We start from the raw sequence: 18271 nt of genomic DNA, 5'->3' as shown, positions 1-18271 counted from the left end.
ATAAAAATTGATGTATTTTTAATTAACGAAGAATTAAATATACTTGACTTTTATAATAGACGTTCTATAAAAGTAGAAAAGTATACAAAAATGAAGGAATAATCTTAAAATTCAATTTAGAACGTATAATAGTATATGAAGAAAATAATTTACATCTTGGTTTTGATACTTGGTTTTGGTTGTGCATCAGCGCAGACTCAAAACTATACAACACATAAGATAAAAAAAGGGGAAACCATAGAATCTATAGCAAAACACTATAATATCCCTGTAAATACCATTTATACTTTAAATCCAGATGCTAGAAAAGAGATTAAAGCAAATGGGGTTTTAATTATTCCAGACTTAAAGAGTACCACAGATCATAAGAGTTCAGAAAAAACGACGACTAAGGAACTGCTAAGGTTTGAAAAACATAAGGTAAAACGGAAAGAGACCTTATATAGCTTGTCTCAAAAATATAATATAACACAAAGCGAAATAAAAAAATATAATACGTTTTTATATTCTAATAACCTAAGGAAAGGGGATCGGTTAGAAATCCCTGTATTTAAAATAATTACAGTTGTAGAAAGTGTAAACGATTCGATTAATACCTACATCGTAAAGCCTAAAGAGGGAAAATGGCGTATAGCATATAAATATGGGATAACAGTGCAGGAATTAGAGGCGCTTAACCCTGATTTAGGTGCTGTAATTCAGCCAGGTCAAAAAATCATAGTCCCAAGTGTAGAAACTAAAGTAATAAAAGAGATAGACGATAAATATAGCTATTATAAAGTATTGCCAAAGGAAGGATTTTATAGGTTGAATATAAAAACAGGGGCAAACAAGGAGCTGTTAGAAAAACTTAACCCAGAGCTTGTTGAATCAGGGTTAAAAGAAGGAATGGTTTTAAGAGTCCCTTATAATGCTAAATTAATAGCGTTTGTTCATAGTGTTGAAGATACTCTTATTAATAGAGATGTTGTAAGTCTTGCAACAGGGCTTTATGATAAGGAGACTAAAAACATAGCAATAATGTTGCCTTTTAAGTTAGATAAAATAGATCTTAGTTTAACTTCAGAGACAAAAGACTTTATAAAAACCGATAGAACTTTAGGCGTTTCATTAGATTTTTATTCAGGAGTAACTATGGCTTTAGATTCATTAAAGAAATTAGGGGTGAATTTAAAAGTAAATGTTTATGATACACAAAACAAACAAAGTAGGTTAGTTTCCATAATGAAGGAGAATGACTTTTCAAATACAGATGTCGTTATAGGGCCGTTAATGGCAAAAAACTTTGATACTGTAGCTTCTGCCTTAGAACAACAAAATGTTAGTATTGTTTCCCCAGTTGTTAAATCTGTTAAGTTAAGCGAAAATGTTTTTCAATCAAGACCATCAGATTCGGTTTTAAAAGCAAAAATAGTAAAGCATTTCAAAGCAGATACTTTGGCAAACATAATTATTGTTTCAGATTTAAAGAATAAAAAGGCGAGTACAAAATTAAAGTCTGAGTTTAATGAAGCTGCTATGATAACTTCAAGAACAGATAAGAAAACAGATAAGGATGCGTATTATATTTTTGACCAAGATTTGAAAGACGTATTAAAACCAGCACGGAACGTTGTCTTTTTAGAAACGCAAAATAAAGGGCTTGTATCGAACGTTTCGAGTATCCTTAATTCTTTGTCTGGTGGTAAAATTGAAATAATATTAACAACAACCAATAAAAATAGAGCTTTTGATGATGAAGAAGTGTCTAACCATCATTTGTCTAATCTTCAATTTACTTATCCTTCTGTTTCAAAAATAACAGATGTAGAGACGGACAATAGTTTTGTTAAACATTATAAATCTGTTTATGATGTTACACCAAACACCTACGCCGTAAGAGGCTTTGATTTAACAATGGATATCGTTTTACGAATGGTAACATCAGCAGATTTACCTCAATCAGTTAGTGATTTTCCACTAACAACTCAAGTTGAAAATAAATTTGGGTATAGAAAAAAAGAATTTGGAGGTTATTATAACGATGCTGTTTATTTAGTGAAATACAAAGATTTAAGAATCGTAGAGGTTAAGGAGTAAATAATGTTTGTTTATATCAAGCGTAATCTAAAGAATTAGGTCATGTTTAGGTTTTTTTTTATATGTTTTAGCCTGTTTTTATTTCAAGGCGATGTTACAGAAATTTCTTGGAATGAAAATAATAAATTGACTTGGAATGATTTTCAGGGCAAGCCAGATGCTAATGCCACAGCAGTTGCAGTAACGGCATCAGGAATAACATTTCGTTATTCTATAAAGAAAAGCGGAGTAAATGTTATTGATTTTACAACTAAAATAGAAGCTCACTTTTACCCAGAACATTCTTGGTGTAAGAAGGAAGACGTTAATAAACAGGTATTGTCTCATGAGCAATTACATTTTGATATTACAGAACTACAGGCAAGGCGATTTAGGCAGAAAGTGGCAGCATTAGAAGCGTCACAAGAAATAGAAGAAAAACTACAATATTATCATAAAACAACGAATGCGGATTTGGAACAGATGCAAAAAAAATATGATAAAGAAAGTAATTATTCTATTAATACGAAAGGCCAATCTAAATGGCAAAATTATATAGAAATAGAATTAAAACGTTTAAATAAATATAAATCGTAACTAATGCTTCAGCCAGACAAGACATTTTTGATAAAATTAGCGCATACAAAAATGCCTTATGGAAAGTATAAAGAGCGCTATCTTATTGATCTTCCAGAGCATTATATCGTTTGGTATCATAATAAAGGATTTCCGAAAGGGAATTTAGGAGATATGTTAGAAACAGTCTATACGCTTAAGTTAAATGGGTTGGAGGAATTAGTAAGAAATATTCAAAGAAATTTTTCTAAGCTATAATTTAAAATATTGCGAGTTGTAATTGTCCTAAAAACAACATTTTATAACGTTTTAGCTAAGCTCAATACTTTGCTTAATTAATGAAAAAGCGCCCCTGTTAAGAGGATTAAAAACAAGAATGATACTTTTAAGTATTTATGATTATATTTGTAAAATCTAGAAGCCCAAATAAATCATTATACTATGAAAAATAAAATTATTATTTGCTATATCAGCAATACTAAGGAAAACCAGAAACAAAAGCAAATAATTTAACCCTTATCTATACAATACTTTCGCATAAGCATCTTTAATTTAGTATTCCTTCTTTATACTAAGAAATAACGCAAATAATTAATAAATATTACAAATGATAACCAATGTTTGTTAGGTTGAAAAAAAAAATGGACTTAATAAGCTATAATAAATTATAATAAACTACTATGAAACGAATTTTACCCTTACTCCTATTATTCATCTGCCTAGGCGGGTATGCACAAACTATAGATTTAGTTAAATATGAAGAATTTCTAAAAAGTCATGTCTCATCAAAAGGCGTTGTAAACTTTGATAAGGTTTTAAAAAATATGGCCGAATTAAACAGTATTACAAAAAACTTTTCCAAAATTTCTCCAAACAAAGGATGGAGCAAAAGAGAATATAAAACGTTTTGGATTAACTTTTATAATGCTAATATTATAAAATTATTGGCTGAGAATTATCCTATTAAAAGTATTAATTATGTAACAGATGCTTTTAAAATAGATGTTGTCGATTATGATGGAGGGAAAATATCTTTAGATTTTATAGAACATGAGTTATTAAGAACATTAGGAGACCCTAGAGTTCATTTTGCACTGTATTCAACGGGAACATCTTCCCCTCAATTAAGTAGAACGCCATATAAGCCAAATACAGTAGAATATGAATTAGGCTTAGCAACGAGTAACTTTATAAATGATCCAACAAAAAACCAAATCAATCCTAAAGAAAGTAAGCTTTCTAAGATTTTTGAGTGGTATAAAGATGATTTTGGCGATAAGGAAGCTATCATGACGTTTATAAATAAACATTCAGGAACAGGAAAAATTAATTTGAATACGAAACTAACTTATTTAGATTACGATTGGAATTTACACCGTAAATAACCTTTTTAAATAGAAATTATAAAAAAACAGAAAATTATTTTTCTGTTTTTTTTATACAATAAAATAACGGATTAATAATAAAAGTATAAAGTAAAAACACCCCGATTAGCTCTAATGAAAGTTTGTGATATTAAAAATGAGCAGCATGTTCAAGTTGTTAAATCACAAATCGATTTAGTCTTGAAATAACATAAGCTTGCCTATAATTTTTTTAAAAAAAAATATGTTGTTGTAGTTTTTCAAGGAATAAATAGGTCTTAAAAAAGGAGGAAATAAATACGAAACAAATTTAAAACATATCAACTTAAAATTGTAAATTTGCTCGCGTTTAACAACGTACAATGGCAACTACAACAAAATACATATTTGTAACAGGAGGAGTAACATCCTCATTAGGAAAAGGAATAATTGCAGCTTCATTAGCAAAATTACTTCAAGCGCAAGGTTACAGAACTACAATTCAAAAATTAGATCCCTATATAAATGTCGATCCAGGGACTTTAAACCCATACGAGCATGGCGAATGTTATGTTACAGATGATGGGGCAGAGACCGATTTAGATTTAGGACACTATGAACGGTTTTTAAACGTTCCTACCAGTCAAGCCAATAATGTCACTACAGGACGGATATATCAAAGTGTTATAGAAAAGGAACGCCGTGGTGAGTTTTTAGGAAAAACAGTACAAGTTATTCCACACATAACCGATGAAATAAAACATAGAATTCAAATTCTAGGGAAATCTGGAGATTACGATATTGTAATAACGGAAATAGGTGGAACCGTTGGCGATATAGAGTCTTTACCTTACGTAGAAGCTGTAAGGCAATTAAAATGGGAACTAGGACAAGATAATGCACTAGTAATTCATTTAACGTTAGTTCCTTTTTTATCGGCAGCAGGAGAGCTTAAAACAAAGCCAACGCAACATAGTGTTAAAACATTAATGGAGAGCGGTGTGCAAGCCGATATTTTAGTATGTAGAACAGAACATGAATTACCTCAAGATTTACGCGATAAATTAGCCCGATTTTGTAATGTAACAAAAGAATCTGTTATCCAATCCATAGATGCTTCTACTATTTATGATGTGCCTAACTTAATGCTTAGTGAAGGTTTAGATAAAATAGTACTAAAGAAGTTAGCTTTAAAAAGCGAGACACCAAATTTAGAGCGTTGGGATGCGTTCTTAAAACGTCATAAAAATCCAAAAACAGAAGTTACAATAGGATTAATAGGAAAGTATGTAGAACTTCAAGATTCATACAAATCTATTTTAGAGGCTTTCATTCATGCTGGTGCAGAAAATGAAGTTAAAGTCAATATAGAATCGATACATTCCGAATATTTAAATAGCGATAATATAAAATTAAAACTCTCTCATTTAGATGGTGTTTTGGTAGCTCCAGGTTTTGGAGAGCGCGGTATTGAAGGAAAAATTGATGCCGTAAGATATGTAAGAGAGCATAATATTCCATTTTTAGGGATCTGTTTAGGCATGCAAATGGCCGTTATTGAGTTTTCTCGTAATATTTTGGGACTGAAAGATGCAAATTCAACAGAAATGAATGCCGCTACAACAAGCCCTGTAATTGATTTAATGGAAGATCAAAAAACAGTTACAGAGAAAGGAGGGACTATGCGGTTAGGAGCTTGGTCTTGCGATTTATCTGAAAACAGTATTGCTTCTAGCGTTTATAATGCAAATACAATTCAAGAGCGACACAGGCACCGTTATGAATTTAATAGTGATTATAAAGAAAAAATAGAAGCTGCAGGAATGATTGCTACAGGGGTAAACCCTGAAACAGGACTGGTCGAAATTGTAGAAATAACGAGCCATCCATGGTTTGTAGGCGTGCAATATCATCCAGAATATAAAAGTACTGTGGCAAATCCTCATCCGCTATTCGTCGCTTTTGTAAAAGCAGCATTAGTCTATAAGAAGTAAGAGAAAGGTGCCAGTATGGCATAAAACAAATAAAGGATTACTTTTTGATTTAATAGAAAAGGAATACTTATTTATAATAAACTAACTTATGTCTTAAAAATATAAGACATCGAAACAGAACATGGAAGAAAAGAAATTTGATTTAAATACCATAATAGGCTTTGTACTTATTTTTGGAATATTATTGTTTATGCTTTGGCAAAATAAGCCTACCGAAGAAGAATTGGCGGCTCAAGAAAAAGAAAGACAAGAACAAATAGAAGCTGCTAAAGCAGAAAGTACGCTTACTGAAAATACAGACACAGTAGCAGATCCGACTATAGCAACACTGCCAGATTCATTAAAAACAATTGCTCTTAAAAACAAGTTAGGAGCCTTTGCTTATTCTGCAGCATTGCCTGTTTCTAAAGAAGTTTCAGTAGACAATGGCGTTTTAGCTTTGAAATTTAATCCAAAAGGCGGACAAATATCTGAAGTGAAGTTAACGCAATATGTAGATTTTGATTCGATTCCTATTTTTTTAGTTAAAAATAAAAATGCAGCGTTTAATATTAATTTTGGAACAACAGACAGCCGTATTTTAAATACTAAAGATTTAAACTTTCAGCCAACAATAACAAAGCATGGTGAAAATACAATAGTTTCTATGAAGCTTAAAGTCTCTGAATCTAAATTCTTAGAATATAGATATGAGTTAAAACCAAATGATTATATGGTGGATTTTACTATAAAATCTCAAGGTTTGGATAATGTATTGAATAGTGCTCAGGAAGTAAATTTTGATTGGACTGAAAAGGCTTTTCGCCATGACCAAAGTATTTCTTACGAAAATAGATATACCCGTTTAACTTATCAATACGATGATGGTAAAATAGATAAGTTGTCTCAAGCAAGTGAAGATGATGAGCTTGTAGAAGATGTGCAGTGGCTTTCTTTTAGGCAACATTTTTTTAGCTCAATTTTAGTTGCAGATAAACCTTTTAAAAGGGTAGCACTAATGTCTAAAAATCTAGTTGAAGAAGAAGAAATAGATACTGTTTTTACAAAACAATTTTCTGCTAAGATGCCGTTAGCATTGAGTGGCAATGAACTGAATGAAAATCTAAAATTGTACTACGGTCCAACAGATAGCGAAATATTAAAGCATTACGATCATAATTTGGAAGGTAGTATTCCTTTTGGTTGGGGGATTTTTGGATGGATTAATAAGCACCTTTTTATTCCTCTATTTGGGTTCTTAAGTTCGTTTTTACCTTACGGTATTGCAATTATTGTAATGACAATACTTATTAAATTAGCAATGTCTTTTGTTCAGTATAAACAGTATCTGTCTCAAATGAAAATGAAAATTCTAAAACCAGAATTAGATGCCATTCGTGAAAAGTACAAAGACAACAAAATGAAAGCCCAACAAGAAACAATGGCTTTGCAAAACAAAGCAGGTGCTAGTCCACTAAGTGGTTGTTTGCCAGCATTAATTCAAATGCCTGTGTTTTATGCATTGTTTATGTTTTTTCCAACAGCATTTGCATTACGTCAAAAAAGTTTTTTATGGGCAGACGATTTATCTTCTTATGATGTCGTAGCAGAATTACCTTTTAACATTCCATTATATGGCGATCACGTAAGTTTATTTCCTATACTAGCAGCCATTGCCATTTTCTTTTATATGAAAATGACAACAGGTCAGCAAGCAGCAGTGTCACAACCACAACAAGAAGGGATGCCAGACATGCAAAAAATGATGAAGTATATGATTTATTTTGCACCAATAATGATGCTTATATTCTTTAATCAATATGCTTCAGGTTTAAGTTTATATTATTTCATATCTAATTTAATTAGTATTGGTATTTTAATAGTTATTAAAAATTATGTTCTTGATGAGAATAAGATCTTAGCTCAAATTCAAGAAAATAAAAAGAAACCCAAAAAAGAAAGTCGTTTTCAAAAGAAAATGAAAGATATGATGGAGCAAGCTGAAAAACAAAAGCAAGCACAGCAAAAAAATAAAAAGAAATAACAAAATAAAACATGTAAAAGCTGTCGTTCTTGTATTAGTTCGACAGCTTTTTTATTTGCTTTAAAACCAAAAACAATTAATTTTTTTTAAATACGTTAATTATTTTATGAGGAATACAATCTTATTTCTATTTAGTTTTATAACCTATATTTCTTTTGGTCAAGGGGTTAATCAATTTGATGCCAATGGAAAGCGTCATGGTATTTGGAAAAAGAACTTTGATAATACAAAAATATTACGCTATGAAGGCGCTTTTAATCATGGTAAAGAAACAGGGGTTTTTAAATTCTATAAAAAAATTAATAAGAAAGCAGTCTTAACAGCAACACGTACGTTCAATGATACGAATAACGTGGCGGAGGTTACGTTTTTTTCATCTACTAAAAACGTAATAAGTGAAGGGAAGATGAGAGGGAAAATACATATAGGTAAATGGGTGTATTATCATAAAAATTCTCCTCAAGTAATGACGGAAGAGTTTTATAATAATGAGGGGCAATTAGAAGGCATTCAAAAAAACTATTATTTAAGCGGGATATTAAACCAAGAAGTAATTTATAAATCAGGTAAACTAGAAGGTAAAGCCATTTGGTATTCAGGAAAAGGGAAGCTTATCAAGACTCTTTTTTACGAGAATGGCGAATTACATGGCCCTGCAAAAATATACGATCTTAATGGTGAGTTGAAATCTGAAGGAGAGTATCAGAAAAATAGGAGGCACGGAATTTGGAAATTCTATAAGGATGGTAAGTTGTTCAAAGAGGAAGATTTTACCAGGCGCAGTAATAGCCCGTATAGCCCCTACAGGAAGAAAAAATAATTTAGACTAAAAAAGAGCGCTTTTAAGTTTGTTTAGCTAATTCATTTTGAGATTATTGTAATTTAAAATAAGGAATAAATCTTTATAAATCTCGTATCTTTGCAGACACTTAAATAAAAAATGAAAAAAAGAGTAATAGTAGGACTTTCAGGAGGAGTAGACTCTAGTGTCGCAGCATATTTATTAAAAGAACAAGGATATGAAGTTATTGGCTTATTTATGAAGAATTGGCATGATGATTCTGTGACAATATCCGATGAATGCCCTTGGCTAGACGATAGTAATGATGCTATGTTAGTCGCAGAAAAATTAGGAATTCCTTTTCAAACAGTAGATTTAAGCGAACAATATAAAGACCGTATTGTCGATTACATGTTTAATGAATATGAAAAAGGAAGAACTCCTAACCCTGATGTTCTTTGTAATAGAGAAATAAAATTTGATGTTTTTATGAAGATCGCTCTAGATTTAGGAGCCGATTATGTAGCCACTGGACACTATTGTAGAAAAGGAACTATTGTTAAAGATGGAGAAGAAACATTTCAACTATTAGCAGGAAAAGACAATAATAAAGACCAATCCTATTTTTTATGCCAATTATCTCAAAAACAATTGGCAAAAGCACTGTTTCCTATTGGAGAATTACAAAAACCAGAAGTAAGGGAAATTGCAGCGAAAGCAGATTTAATTACAGCAGATAAAAAAGACTCTCAAGGCTTATGTTTTATAGGGAAAGTAAGATTGCCAGACTTTCTTCAGCAACAATTAAAGCCTAAAGTAGGTTCTATAATAGAAGTGCCAGCAACGCATCCTACATATACTACAAAACGAACTGTTTTTGATTCTAAAATAGAAGAACTGGAATATTTAACTAGAAAAATAGAGTATACAGTACAGGATGGTGCAGTAGTTGGAGAACATCAAGGCGCTCATTATTTTACTAAAGGGCAGCGTAAAGGGCTTGCTGTTGGAGGAAAGGTTGAACCGCTCTTTGTTATCGATACAGATGTTAAAGCGAATGTAATCTATACAGGACAAGGGAAATTACATCCAGGCTTATATAAAAAAGCATTGTTTGTAAGTAATGCAGAATTGCATTGGATAAGAGAAGACCTTGCCTTAAAAGTAGGAGGGACTTTAGAAGTCTTAGCAAGAATACGCTACCGTCAAGAATTACAAAAAGCAAAACTACACAAAGTAGATGCGGGATTATATATCGAATTTGAAGCGTTTCAATCTGCAATAACCGAAGGGCAATTTGTGGCTTGGTATCTTGAAGATGAATTAGTAGGTTCTGGAGTAATTTCATAAATTGTAGAAGTAAATTGCAATTGTTATGAAAAACAGCCTGCTCGTTATTTTATTATGCATATCATTTATAGGATTTTCTCAAGAAGACGCTTGGGTATATTTGGCTGATAAAGAAAATGTAGCTGCTGCCATAGCAAATCCAATTTCTATTTTAAGTCAAAAAGCAATAGATAGAAAGGAGGCAAAAGGCGTTGTCATTGACGAACGTGATGTTCCCGTTACCGAAAGTTACATAACAGAATTAAAAAACCAACCCGGGATAACAGTATTCTCTAAATCTAAATGGTTTAATACTGTTCATATTCGTGGAATGCAAGCCGATATTAGTGCTCTTTATAATCTAGATTTTGTGACTTCAATAATTTTTGCAGACAATAATTTAAATGCAAAAACATCCAAAATAGAAGTTCTAACAGATAAGTTTAGAATCGAAACTCAGCAAAGCCTATTTAATTATGGAAGCGCATTAAATCAAATAGAAATGTTTAATGGAGATGTGCTTCACTTAGAAGGGTTTACAGGAGAAGGAATCACTGTAGCTGTTATAGACGCAGGGTTCCCTAATGTAGACACCATGCTTGGTTTTCAGCATTTAAGAGATGCCGGAAACTTACTGGGTGGTTATGATTTTTTTGATAGAACTGAAGATGTTTATGCCAATACTACAAGTAATCATGGAACATTAGTTTTAAGTGATATGGCTGGTTTTATAGAAAATCAATTTGTGGGAACAGCTCCCGATGCTAGTTACTATTTGTTTAGAACAGAAAACGCACCAGATGAAACTCCTTTAGAAGAAAGTCTTTGGGTGGAAGCTGCTGAACGCGCAGACAGCCTTGGAGTAGATGTTATTAATTCGTCATTGGGTTACAAGGTATTCGATAATACAAATTATAATCATAGTTCAAACGATTTGAAAGGCACGACTACATTTATAACCAAAGGGGCAAACATGGCTTTCGAAAAAGGAATATTGGTCATAAATTCGGCAGGGAATTCTGGTGCTAACGGCTTAGGAGCTCCAGCAGATGGTGCAGGTGTTTTTACTATTGGAGCTGTTCAGGCCGATGGAACGTATGCCAATTTTAGTTCTCAAGGGAGCGCCATACAACCCACACAAAAACCAGATGTTGTAGCGCAAGGACAAGCAAGTGCGGTAATCCATCAAAATGATGTTATAGTAACCGCTAATGGGACTTCTTTTAGTGCCCCAATTATGGCAGGAGGTATCGTCTGTTTATGGCAAGCTTTACCAAGTTTAACTAATGCCCAAATAATGCAGTTAGTCAGGGAATCGGCATCACAATACACTACGCCAGATTATTTTTTAGGCTATGGTATTCCAAATTTGTCATTGGCATTGTCTCATGGATTGTCTGTTATGGAAGTTGAAAATGCAACTATAAAAACAAGAGTTTACCCCAATCCAGTAGACACAGAAGTTAATATTATATTACCAGCTATTCAAGAACCAGCCTTAATACAATTATTCGATGTCTTAGGGAATAAAATTTTGGAGACTTCAGTAGCACAAAATCACTCTAAATTAGAGCTTTCAAATTATTCAAAAGGATTATACTTGCTTAAAATTGAATCTACCAATTCAATAAAAACAATTAAGCTTGTTATAAAGTAAAAACAGAAATTAAGATAGTTAATGGAAAATAGAATAACTCAACTTTTCGATATAAAATACCCCATAATTCAAGCAGGAATGATTTGGAACAGTGGATGGCGATTGGCTTCTGCAGCAAGTAATTCAGGAATACTAGGCTTAATAGGCGCAGGAAGTATGTATCCAGAAGTATTACGAGAGCATATTCAAAAATGTAAACAGGCAACCCATAAACCTTTTGGGGTTAATGTTCCGATGCTATATCCAAATATTAAGGAAATAATGGATATTATAGTTGAAGAAGAGGTGAAAATTGTATTTACATCGGCTGGAAACCCTAAAACATGGACCAAATGGTTACAAGATAAAGGCATTACTGTTGTACATGTAGTAAGTAGCCTAAAGTTTGCATTAAAAGCACAAGCAGCAGGAGTCGATGCTGTAGTCGCTGAAGGTTTTGAAGCTGGAGGACATAATGGAAGAGATGAAACGACAACACTTACCTTAATTCCAATGGTAAAAGAACACTTAGAAATCCCTTTAATTGCAGCAGGTGGAATAGCAACAGGAAAAGCAATGTTGGCTTGTATGGTGCTTGGAAGCGATGCTGTGCAAATAGGAAGTCGGTTTGTAGCAAGTAAGGAATCTTCTGCACATCAAAATTTTAAGCAAGTTGTGATAGATACTAAAGAAGGCGATACGCAATTGACTTTAAAAGAATTGGCTCCAGTACGTTTGGTAAAGAATAAATTTTATAATCAGTTAGAAGAACTGTATAAGACAGCTCCCACAGCAGAGCAGTTAAAGGAGCTATTAGGTAGAGCAAGAGCAAAGAAGGGCATGTTTGAAGGAGATTTAGAAGATGGGGAATTGGAAATTGGACAAGTAGCAGGCTTGATTCATGATGTAAAACCTGTTGTAGAGATTGTTGAGAATATAATAAAAGAATTTCAGGATACAAAAGCACGCATTTCTGAATTAGGCTTCTAAGGACTCAAAGCACTTAGAATGTTATTAATACTAAATAGAATTGTTTTTTATGCTTAACAGAAGCTACTCAATGTCTATTTTAAAGGCCTATTTTGTTTTATAATGAATTCATAAAATAATTCGCATAACAAAAAACGAAGTATTATTTTTACCAAATGGTTTTAAACAACTACACCAAAGAATTTAAATATAACTGGAAGCTAGCAGCACCAGTAATGTTAGGGATGTTAGGACACACCTTTGTTAGCTTTGTAGACAACATTATGGTAGGGCAATTAGGTACGGCAGAATTGGCAGCCGTATCTTTAGGGAATAGCTTTATGTTTATCGCAATGTCTTTAGGTATTGGGTTTTCTACGGCAATAACTCCTTTAATAGCAGAAGCAGATTCTTCGAATAATTTTAAACAAGGAAAATCCGCATTTAAACATGGTTTGTTTCTTTGTATTGTTTTGGGCATACTGTTGTTCTTTATGGTGTTTTTTGCAAAACCAGTAATGTATTTAATGAAACAACCCATAGAGGTTGTAGAATTGGCTATTCCTTATCTGGATCTTGTCGCACTTTCTTTACTGCCATTAATTGTATTTCAGGCATTTAAACAGTTTAGTGATGGCTTATCTATGACAAAATATCCTATGTATGCTACTATTTTAGGGAATTTAGTAAATATAGCACTAAATTATGTTCTTATTTTTGGGAAGTTAGGGTTCCCAGAATTAGGTATTGTTGGTGCTGCATATGGGACATTAATATCGCGCTTTATAATGCTGTGGTATATCTGGTTTTTATTAAAGAAAAAAGAAAAGTCTAGAGGGTTTGTAACTAATATAAAACTTTTTGTTCTAGATAAATTAATGCTTCGTAAAATTATAAGCTTAGGAACTCCAAGTGCTATGCAAATGTTTTTCGAGGTCGCTATTTTTACAGCAGCGATATGGTTAAGTGGGTTATTAGGGAAAAACCCACAGGCAGCTAATCAAATTGCGTTAAACCTTAGCTCAATGACTTTTATGGTTGCTATGGGAATAAGTGTGGCATCAATGATTAGGGTCGGAAACCAAAAAGGATTAAAACATTATTTTGAATTGCGTCGTATAGCATTTTCTCTTTTTTTATTAGGGATTATTTTTGCTGTAGGTTTTGGCCTTATCTTTTTGTTATTTCATGATTATTTACCTCGAATTTATGTAGATTTTGATGATGTAATAAATTATAAAGACAATATGGAAGTTGTTACAATAGCGTCTAAACTGTTATTAGCGGCAGCAATTTTTCAGGTTAGTGATAGTATTCAAGTTGTTGTTTTGGGAGCTTTAAGAGGGTTGCAAGATGTTAAAATTCCAACAATAATTACGTTTGTGTCTTATTGGTTAATCGGTTTTCCTATTAGTTATTTTTTAGGAAAAGAAGACGCTTTTGCTAGTTTTGGGATTTGGTTGGGCTTATTAGCTGGGTTAACATCGGCTTCCGTTTTACTTTTTATAAGATTCAATTATTTAACGAAACGATTAATTGCAATAGAATCGAAATAGATTACTATTACTATAAGTGCTAGAATTCAAAATTTCTATATTTGTAAAAAAATAAACCAATGACACTGCCTAAATTTATACTTGGAGACAATACTGATTTTCCAAACGCTATCTTTGTAATTCATACCGATTTTCCAATGTTTATCATTAATTTAGAAGATGATGAAGTAGAGTGGTTAGAGGATTTCGATAAAAATGATCAAGAAGAATTAGAAATGGAAACCGAAAACTTGATAGCGGAAGCTACAGCTTTTTATGACAGAGAAGTCACCCGCTATAATAATTGATGCCTAACAATAAAAAAATAGGTCAATACTATACTTCGTTAGTATTGACCTTCTAATATTTAAAGAACATATAACCGTTCATCCCCTTTAAGTAATATATAAACACATAAAGCATGTTAGAACAACTCATACAATACGATAAAGCGCTATTTTTATTTTTAAACGGATTGGGATCACCAACATGGGATAGCCTTTGGGTGGTTATTACCAATAAATATACATTTGCACCACTTTATGCTATTCTATTGTTTTTAATGTATAAAAAATTAGGACTTAAAAACATGCTTTTAATGCTATTAGTTATTGCTGCAATGGTAACATTTACAGATCAAATGACTAATGTGTTTAAAAGAGGAGTAGGGCGTTTAAGACCTTGTAGAACAGAAGGTATAATGGATCAAATGCGTTTTATAGTTGCGTATTGTGGCAAATATGGTTACTTTTCAGGACATGCATCCAACTCAATATCTGCAGCTATTTTTGCAGGCTTAATTTTGAAACCCTATTTTAAAAATTTAATTTTTATTCTTTTAATTTGGAGTGTAATAGTATCTTATAGTCGAATTTATGTAGGGGTACATTTTCCATTAGATATTATTAGCGGATTGCTATTTGGAACCTTTTCTGGATTTGGTTTTTATGCATTAGCTAGATTTATTTTAAAACGTCGATCTATTCCTTCTTAGTTAATATATAAAATGTACTATGTAAGCGTTTGTTGTATTGCCTAGTTCCTTTTTTAGCTTGATTTAAATCGTATGTTGTTATTTTGTCTAGAATATATTTTTTTCGTAATACGGCTTCGTTTTCAGCAGACATAGTATTAACTAGTATTCCAAATTTACGTTCTTGAGGAAAAACATAAGTATTCCCTTTCATAGGAATTTGTGTTATAATATCCCCATAGTTCCAAATGGTTTCTGGAGCGACATAATTAAACGCATATAAGGTTATGTTTCGTTGATCGTTTTCTGCTTTTAAACTTGAAATAAGCTTGTATTCTTTACTTCTTAAAGCTTTGGATAGTGGTAAACCAAAAATAAATATTGAAGCAAAAAAGAAAACACTTAAAAGAAAAACTTTTTTAATATTTTTTTGCTTGAGTTGTTTTAAAATAAACATGCCTGTAATAGGAAATATAAAAGCAATGCAAATGAACCATATATTTGACCATTCTACATTTAATAAGAAAAATGCAATTAGCGGAAAAGTAATAGCGATTAAAGCTATTAAACCAAAATTAAAATAGACAGGTATTGTTTCGCGCCTGTCTTTTAAATCTTTAAACATTCTGAATAAATAGTCTATATAAAATCCAATATTAAAAGCCAAAGGAATAAGTACAGGCATTAGATAACGGGATTTTTTTTCAGGGATTATAGATAATAAAATAACGGCTAATATGGTCCATAAAAAACTGAATTTATAGGCTTTGTAATGACTAACTCGTGTTTTTAAATATGGATACAATAAACTAATAAACGCAGGGATTGTCCATAATCCGCTTTGAGTAAAAAAGCTCCAATAATAATATAGTGGTCTTACATTATAACTGGTCCAGTTACCCGTTTCTTTATCTGTTATCGCTTTAAAAGTTGCTGGATCTTCAAGGCGAACATACAAATACCACCAGCCTCCAATAGCTAGTGCTAATATTAAAATACTAAACACAGCACCCCATTTGTGTTTGAATTTTTTATAGCCAAAGGCAAAACCATAAGCCAAGAGAAAAGGAAGAAGCAAAGCATAAATAGAAACAGGTCCTTTGCATAGAATAGATAAACCAATAAAAAAACCGGAATATAAGATTGCTTTCCAATCGTTGTTTTCTCTTTTAAAAAAGGTATATAAATTATAAATGGCTATAAGCATAAATCCATGTGCAAAAATATCCCAAGGCGCTTCAATAGTAATACCTATGACATAAAAGGAGGTAACAACTATTAATGCATTCACGATACTTTGGGTACTGCTTTTTAAAATATTTCGCGATAAAAAAAACATATAATTACCAACTACTATTACCATTAGAACAGCTGGTAACCGCATTCCAAAAACACTTTTTACACCAAAAATAATGGCCGATATAGCCGATAACCAAGTTGGTAATGGTGGTTTTTGATAACGAGCTTCCCCATTCATAGTTGTTAATATCCAATGGTCGTTATTTAGCATTTCTCTTGCTGTAATAAAGTTTCGAGCTTCCATAATAGTCACTTGTAAGGTGTCTAAATTAGGTAATAACATGATGGCAACGAACAAACTGAGAAAAAGAACGGGGTATTTTTTTAAAGTCTTAAGCATTTTGTTTTTTTAATAAAATAAGGTTCCTAACATATATGATTGCTCCTAGAATATGACCCAAAAATAATACGGGATCTTTTCTATAAATAGCATAGGTTAATATCAACAATGAGCCTATTAAACTTAAAGCCCAAAAGCCCATTGGCAAGGAGGATTCTTTATTTTTTTCTGAATATAACCACTGAAATACAAAACGTAAGGTAAACACAATTTGAGAGATAATGCCTAACGCTAATAAGCAAAACGGAATGTCTTCATTTTTGAATAGTAAAGTTATATCTATTTTATTATTGTTATAATAAAAAACAACAACAAATACAGGCATTAACAGAAGGAACCATCTTAATAACTTGGGAACTTTCTGCCATTGGTTTTGTAATTGTAAGTTTCTAATATAAATATAATAGGTAAGACCTTGTCCTAACATTATCGCAAAGTCATTACGTAAGTAACCATATATAAAGAGGAGAAACGAAGCGATTAAGCTAAGTGTCCAAAATAAACTAGGGGTAATCACTCGTTTTTGTTTTTCGCTGGTAATCCATTGTATTATTAACCGAGAGGAAAATAAGATTTGGGCTAGAAAACCGACGCTATATATTATCCAGTTGCTCATTGACTTTTCTTAGCAACGTCATAGTTAATATATTTTTTTTTCATCCATAAGTATGCGAAACAGTCCATTAAAGGGCCTAGAAGTCTGTTCCACAAGCCATATTTAGCTTCTCCTGCTATGCGAGGAAAATGTTGCACCGGAATCTGTTTTATATGACCTTCTTGTAATAGAATCATTGCAGGCAAAAAGCGATGTAACCCTTTAAACATTGGTATGCGTTTGGCATAATCTGTTTTAATTACTTTTAGGGGGCAACCCGTATCGTCCATTCCATCGTGAGTAAAGCTTCTACGAATACCATTGGCAATTAATGAAGACATATTTTTGATAAAGCTATCTTTTCTGTTTGCACGAACACCAGTAACTAAAGCATTAGTATCTATATGTTGTAACAATAAATTGAAATCAGATGGAGCCGTTTGTAAGTCGGAATCAATATAGCCTACCAATTCTGTTTCTGTATGATCAAATCCAGCTTTAATAGCAGCACTTAAGCCTCTATTCTCTTTAAATGAGATATATGAGAATTCTGGGTTGCGATTACAGATCGCTTCAATGATATTTTGACTCTCGTCTTTGGAACCATCATTTACAAATAGTATTTTGGTTGGTTTGCTTGCTATTTTAGTGTAAGCCAGTAATTCTGTTTCAACTCGAAGTAAATTCTCTTCTTCGTTGTAAACAGGAACAATTATAGTAAAATGATAACTCATAAGTTCTTATTAATCTTACAAATGTATTGTTTTTTTAAGAATAGAAAATGAGTATCAAATAAAATATGTTACTTTGCAATGTATAA

General features: G+C 32.1%; 16 protein-coding genes. 13 read left to right on the top strand and 3 right to left on the bottom strand.

Annotated features, from left to right (window positions below; all coding sequences use genetic code 11):
* The first annotated feature begins 135 nt into the window (after nt 1-135).
* From AC2D8I_RS10275 to AC2D8I_RS10215, 13 genes are all read left to right on the top strand, one after another.
* Nucleotides 136-2079: an amino acid ABC transporter substrate-binding protein gene (locus AC2D8I_RS10275; RefSeq protein WP_484705916.1), complete on the top strand. Its 1944-nt coding sequence runs from the start codon at nt 136-138 to the stop codon at nt 2077-2079.
* A gap of 42 nt (nt 2080-2121) precedes the next feature.
* Nucleotides 2122-2655: a DUF922 domain-containing protein gene (locus AC2D8I_RS10270; protein ID WP_484705915.1), complete on the top strand. Its 534-nt coding sequence runs from the start codon at nt 2122-2124 to the stop codon at nt 2653-2655.
* Nucleotides 2656-2658: 3 nt separating this feature from the next.
* A complete protein-coding gene (locus AC2D8I_RS10265) occupies nt 2659-2892 on the top strand; it encodes a DUF3820 family protein (protein ID WP_484705914.1) in 234 nt (77 codons plus the stop codon).
* 422 nt (nt 2893-3314) lie between these two features.
* Complete coding sequence (locus tag AC2D8I_RS10260; RefSeq protein ID WP_484705913.1) at nt 3315-4019, top strand: DUF547 domain-containing protein; 705 nt, start codon at nt 3315-3317, stop codon at nt 4017-4019.
* A gap of 341 nt (nt 4020-4360) precedes the next feature.
* Complete coding sequence (gene pyrG, locus AC2D8I_RS10255; RefSeq protein WP_484705912.1) at nt 4361-5971, top strand: CTP synthase; 1611 nt, start codon at nt 4361-4363, stop codon at nt 5969-5971.
* A 121-nt stretch (nt 5972-6092) separates the two neighbouring features.
* The gene (gene yidC / locus AC2D8I_RS10250; RefSeq protein WP_484705911.1) at nt 6093-7994 is read left to right on the top strand and encodes a membrane protein insertase YidC; all 1902 of its coding nucleotides are present in this window, start codon (nt 6093-6095) and stop codon (nt 7992-7994) included.
* Nucleotides 7995-8100: 106 nt separating this feature from the next.
* On the top strand, nt 8101-8814 hold the full coding sequence (locus AC2D8I_RS10245; RefSeq protein ID WP_484705910.1) for a toxin-antitoxin system YwqK family antitoxin: 714 nt from the start codon (nt 8101-8103) through the stop codon (nt 8812-8814).
* Between the two features lie 120 nt (nt 8815-8934).
* A complete protein-coding gene (gene mnmA, locus AC2D8I_RS10240; RefSeq protein WP_484705909.1) occupies nt 8935-10125 on the top strand; it encodes a tRNA 2-thiouridine(34) synthase MnmA in 1191 nt (396 codons plus the stop codon).
* A gap of 25 nt (nt 10126-10150) precedes the next feature.
* Nucleotides 10151-11761 (top strand): S8 family serine peptidase, encoded by a 1611-nt coding sequence (locus AC2D8I_RS10235; RefSeq protein ID WP_484705908.1) that lies wholly within the window; start codon nt 10151-10153, stop codon nt 11759-11761.
* Between the two features lie 21 nt (nt 11762-11782).
* The gene (locus AC2D8I_RS10230; protein ID WP_484705907.1) at nt 11783-12730 is read left to right on the top strand and encodes an NAD(P)H-dependent flavin oxidoreductase; all 948 of its coding nucleotides are present in this window, start codon (nt 11783-11785) and stop codon (nt 12728-12730) included.
* 155 nt (nt 12731-12885) lie between these two features.
* Complete coding sequence (locus AC2D8I_RS10225; protein ID WP_484705906.1) at nt 12886-14265, top strand: MATE family efflux transporter; 1380 nt, start codon at nt 12886-12888, stop codon at nt 14263-14265.
* Nucleotides 14266-14324: 59 nt separating this feature from the next.
* The gene (locus tag AC2D8I_RS10220) at nt 14325-14552 is read left to right on the top strand and encodes a hypothetical protein (protein ID WP_484705905.1); all 228 of its coding nucleotides are present in this window, start codon (nt 14325-14327) and stop codon (nt 14550-14552) included.
* 113 nt (nt 14553-14665) lie between these two features.
* A complete protein-coding gene (locus AC2D8I_RS10215; RefSeq protein WP_484705904.1) occupies nt 14666-15238 on the top strand; it encodes a phosphatase PAP2 family protein in 573 nt (190 codons plus the stop codon).
* Here AC2D8I_RS10215 and AC2D8I_RS10210 read toward each other — a convergent pair.
* From AC2D8I_RS10210 to AC2D8I_RS10200, 3 genes are read right to left on the bottom strand one after another with little or no spacing between them, the layout of a single operon-like run.
* Entirely contained in the window at nt 15225-16856 is a 1632-nt protein-coding gene (locus tag AC2D8I_RS10210) for an ArnT family glycosyltransferase (protein WP_484705903.1), read from the bottom strand. The genes AC2D8I_RS10215 and AC2D8I_RS10210 overlap by 14 nt on opposite strands.
* Complete coding sequence (locus AC2D8I_RS10205) at nt 16849-17472, bottom strand: lipid-A-disaccharide synthase N-terminal domain-containing protein (RefSeq protein WP_484705902.1); 624 nt, start codon at nt 17470-17472, stop codon at nt 16849-16851. The genes AC2D8I_RS10210 and AC2D8I_RS10205 overlap by 8 nt, the downstream gene beginning before the upstream one ends.
* Entirely contained in the window at nt 17469-18185 is a 717-nt protein-coding gene (locus AC2D8I_RS10200; protein ID WP_484705901.1) for a glycosyltransferase family 2 protein, read from the bottom strand. Before AC2D8I_RS10200 ends, AC2D8I_RS10205 begins: the two co-directional genes overlap by 4 nt.
* Nucleotides 18186-18271 lie beyond the last annotated feature (86 nt).

It is taken from the genome of Lacinutrix sp. YIN62 (assembly GCF_057219185.1).
The sequence above is the reverse complement of the archived record's forward strand: the minus strand, read 5'-3'. Positions and strand labels throughout refer to the sequence as shown.

Coding starts and splice junctions, on each gene's coding strand:
- AC2D8I_RS10270 (WP_484705915.1), top strand. CDS start 2,122: ATGTTTAGGTTTTTTTTTATATGTTTTAGCCTGTTTTTATTTCAAGGC.
- AC2D8I_RS10230 (WP_484705907.1), top strand. CDS start 11,783: ATGGAAAATAGAATAACTCAACTTTTCGATATAAAATACCCCATAATT.
- AC2D8I_RS10245 (WP_484705910.1), top strand. CDS start 8,101: ATGAGGAATACAATCTTATTTCTATTTAGTTTTATAACCTATATTTCT.
- AC2D8I_RS10235 (WP_484705908.1), top strand. CDS start 10,151: ATGAAAAACAGCCTGCTCGTTATTTTATTATGCATATCATTTATAGGA.
- pyrG (WP_484705912.1), top strand. CDS start 4,361: ATGGCAACTACAACAAAATACATATTTGTAACAGGAGGAGTAACATCC.
- AC2D8I_RS10220 (WP_484705905.1), top strand. CDS start 14,325: ATGACACTGCCTAAATTTATACTTGGAGACAATACTGATTTTCCAAAC.
- AC2D8I_RS10260 (WP_484705913.1), top strand. CDS start 3,315: ATGAAACGAATTTTACCCTTACTCCTATTATTCATCTGCCTAGGCGGG.
- AC2D8I_RS10200 (WP_484705901.1), bottom strand. CDS start 18,185: ATGAGTTATCATTTTACTATAATTGTTCCTGTTTACAACGAAGAAGAG.
- AC2D8I_RS10205 (WP_484705902.1), bottom strand. CDS start 17,472: ATGAGCAACTGGATAATATATAGCGTCGGTTTTCTAGCCCAAATCTTA.
- AC2D8I_RS10265 (WP_484705914.1), top strand. CDS start 2,659: ATGCTTCAGCCAGACAAGACATTTTTGATAAAATTAGCGCATACAAAA.
- AC2D8I_RS10215 (WP_484705904.1), top strand. CDS start 14,666: ATGTTAGAACAACTCATACAATACGATAAAGCGCTATTTTTATTTTTA.
- mnmA (WP_484705909.1), top strand. CDS start 8,935: ATGAAAAAAAGAGTAATAGTAGGACTTTCAGGAGGAGTAGACTCTAGT.
- AC2D8I_RS10275 (WP_484705916.1), top strand. CDS start 136: ATGAAGAAAATAATTTACATCTTGGTTTTGATACTTGGTTTTGGTTGT.
- AC2D8I_RS10210 (WP_484705903.1), bottom strand. CDS start 16,856: ATGCTTAAGACTTTAAAAAAATACCCCGTTCTTTTTCTCAGTTTGTTC.
- AC2D8I_RS10225 (WP_484705906.1), top strand. CDS start 12,886: ATGGTTTTAAACAACTACACCAAAGAATTTAAATATAACTGGAAGCTA.
- yidC (WP_484705911.1), top strand. CDS start 6,093: ATGGAAGAAAAGAAATTTGATTTAAATACCATAATAGGCTTTGTACTT.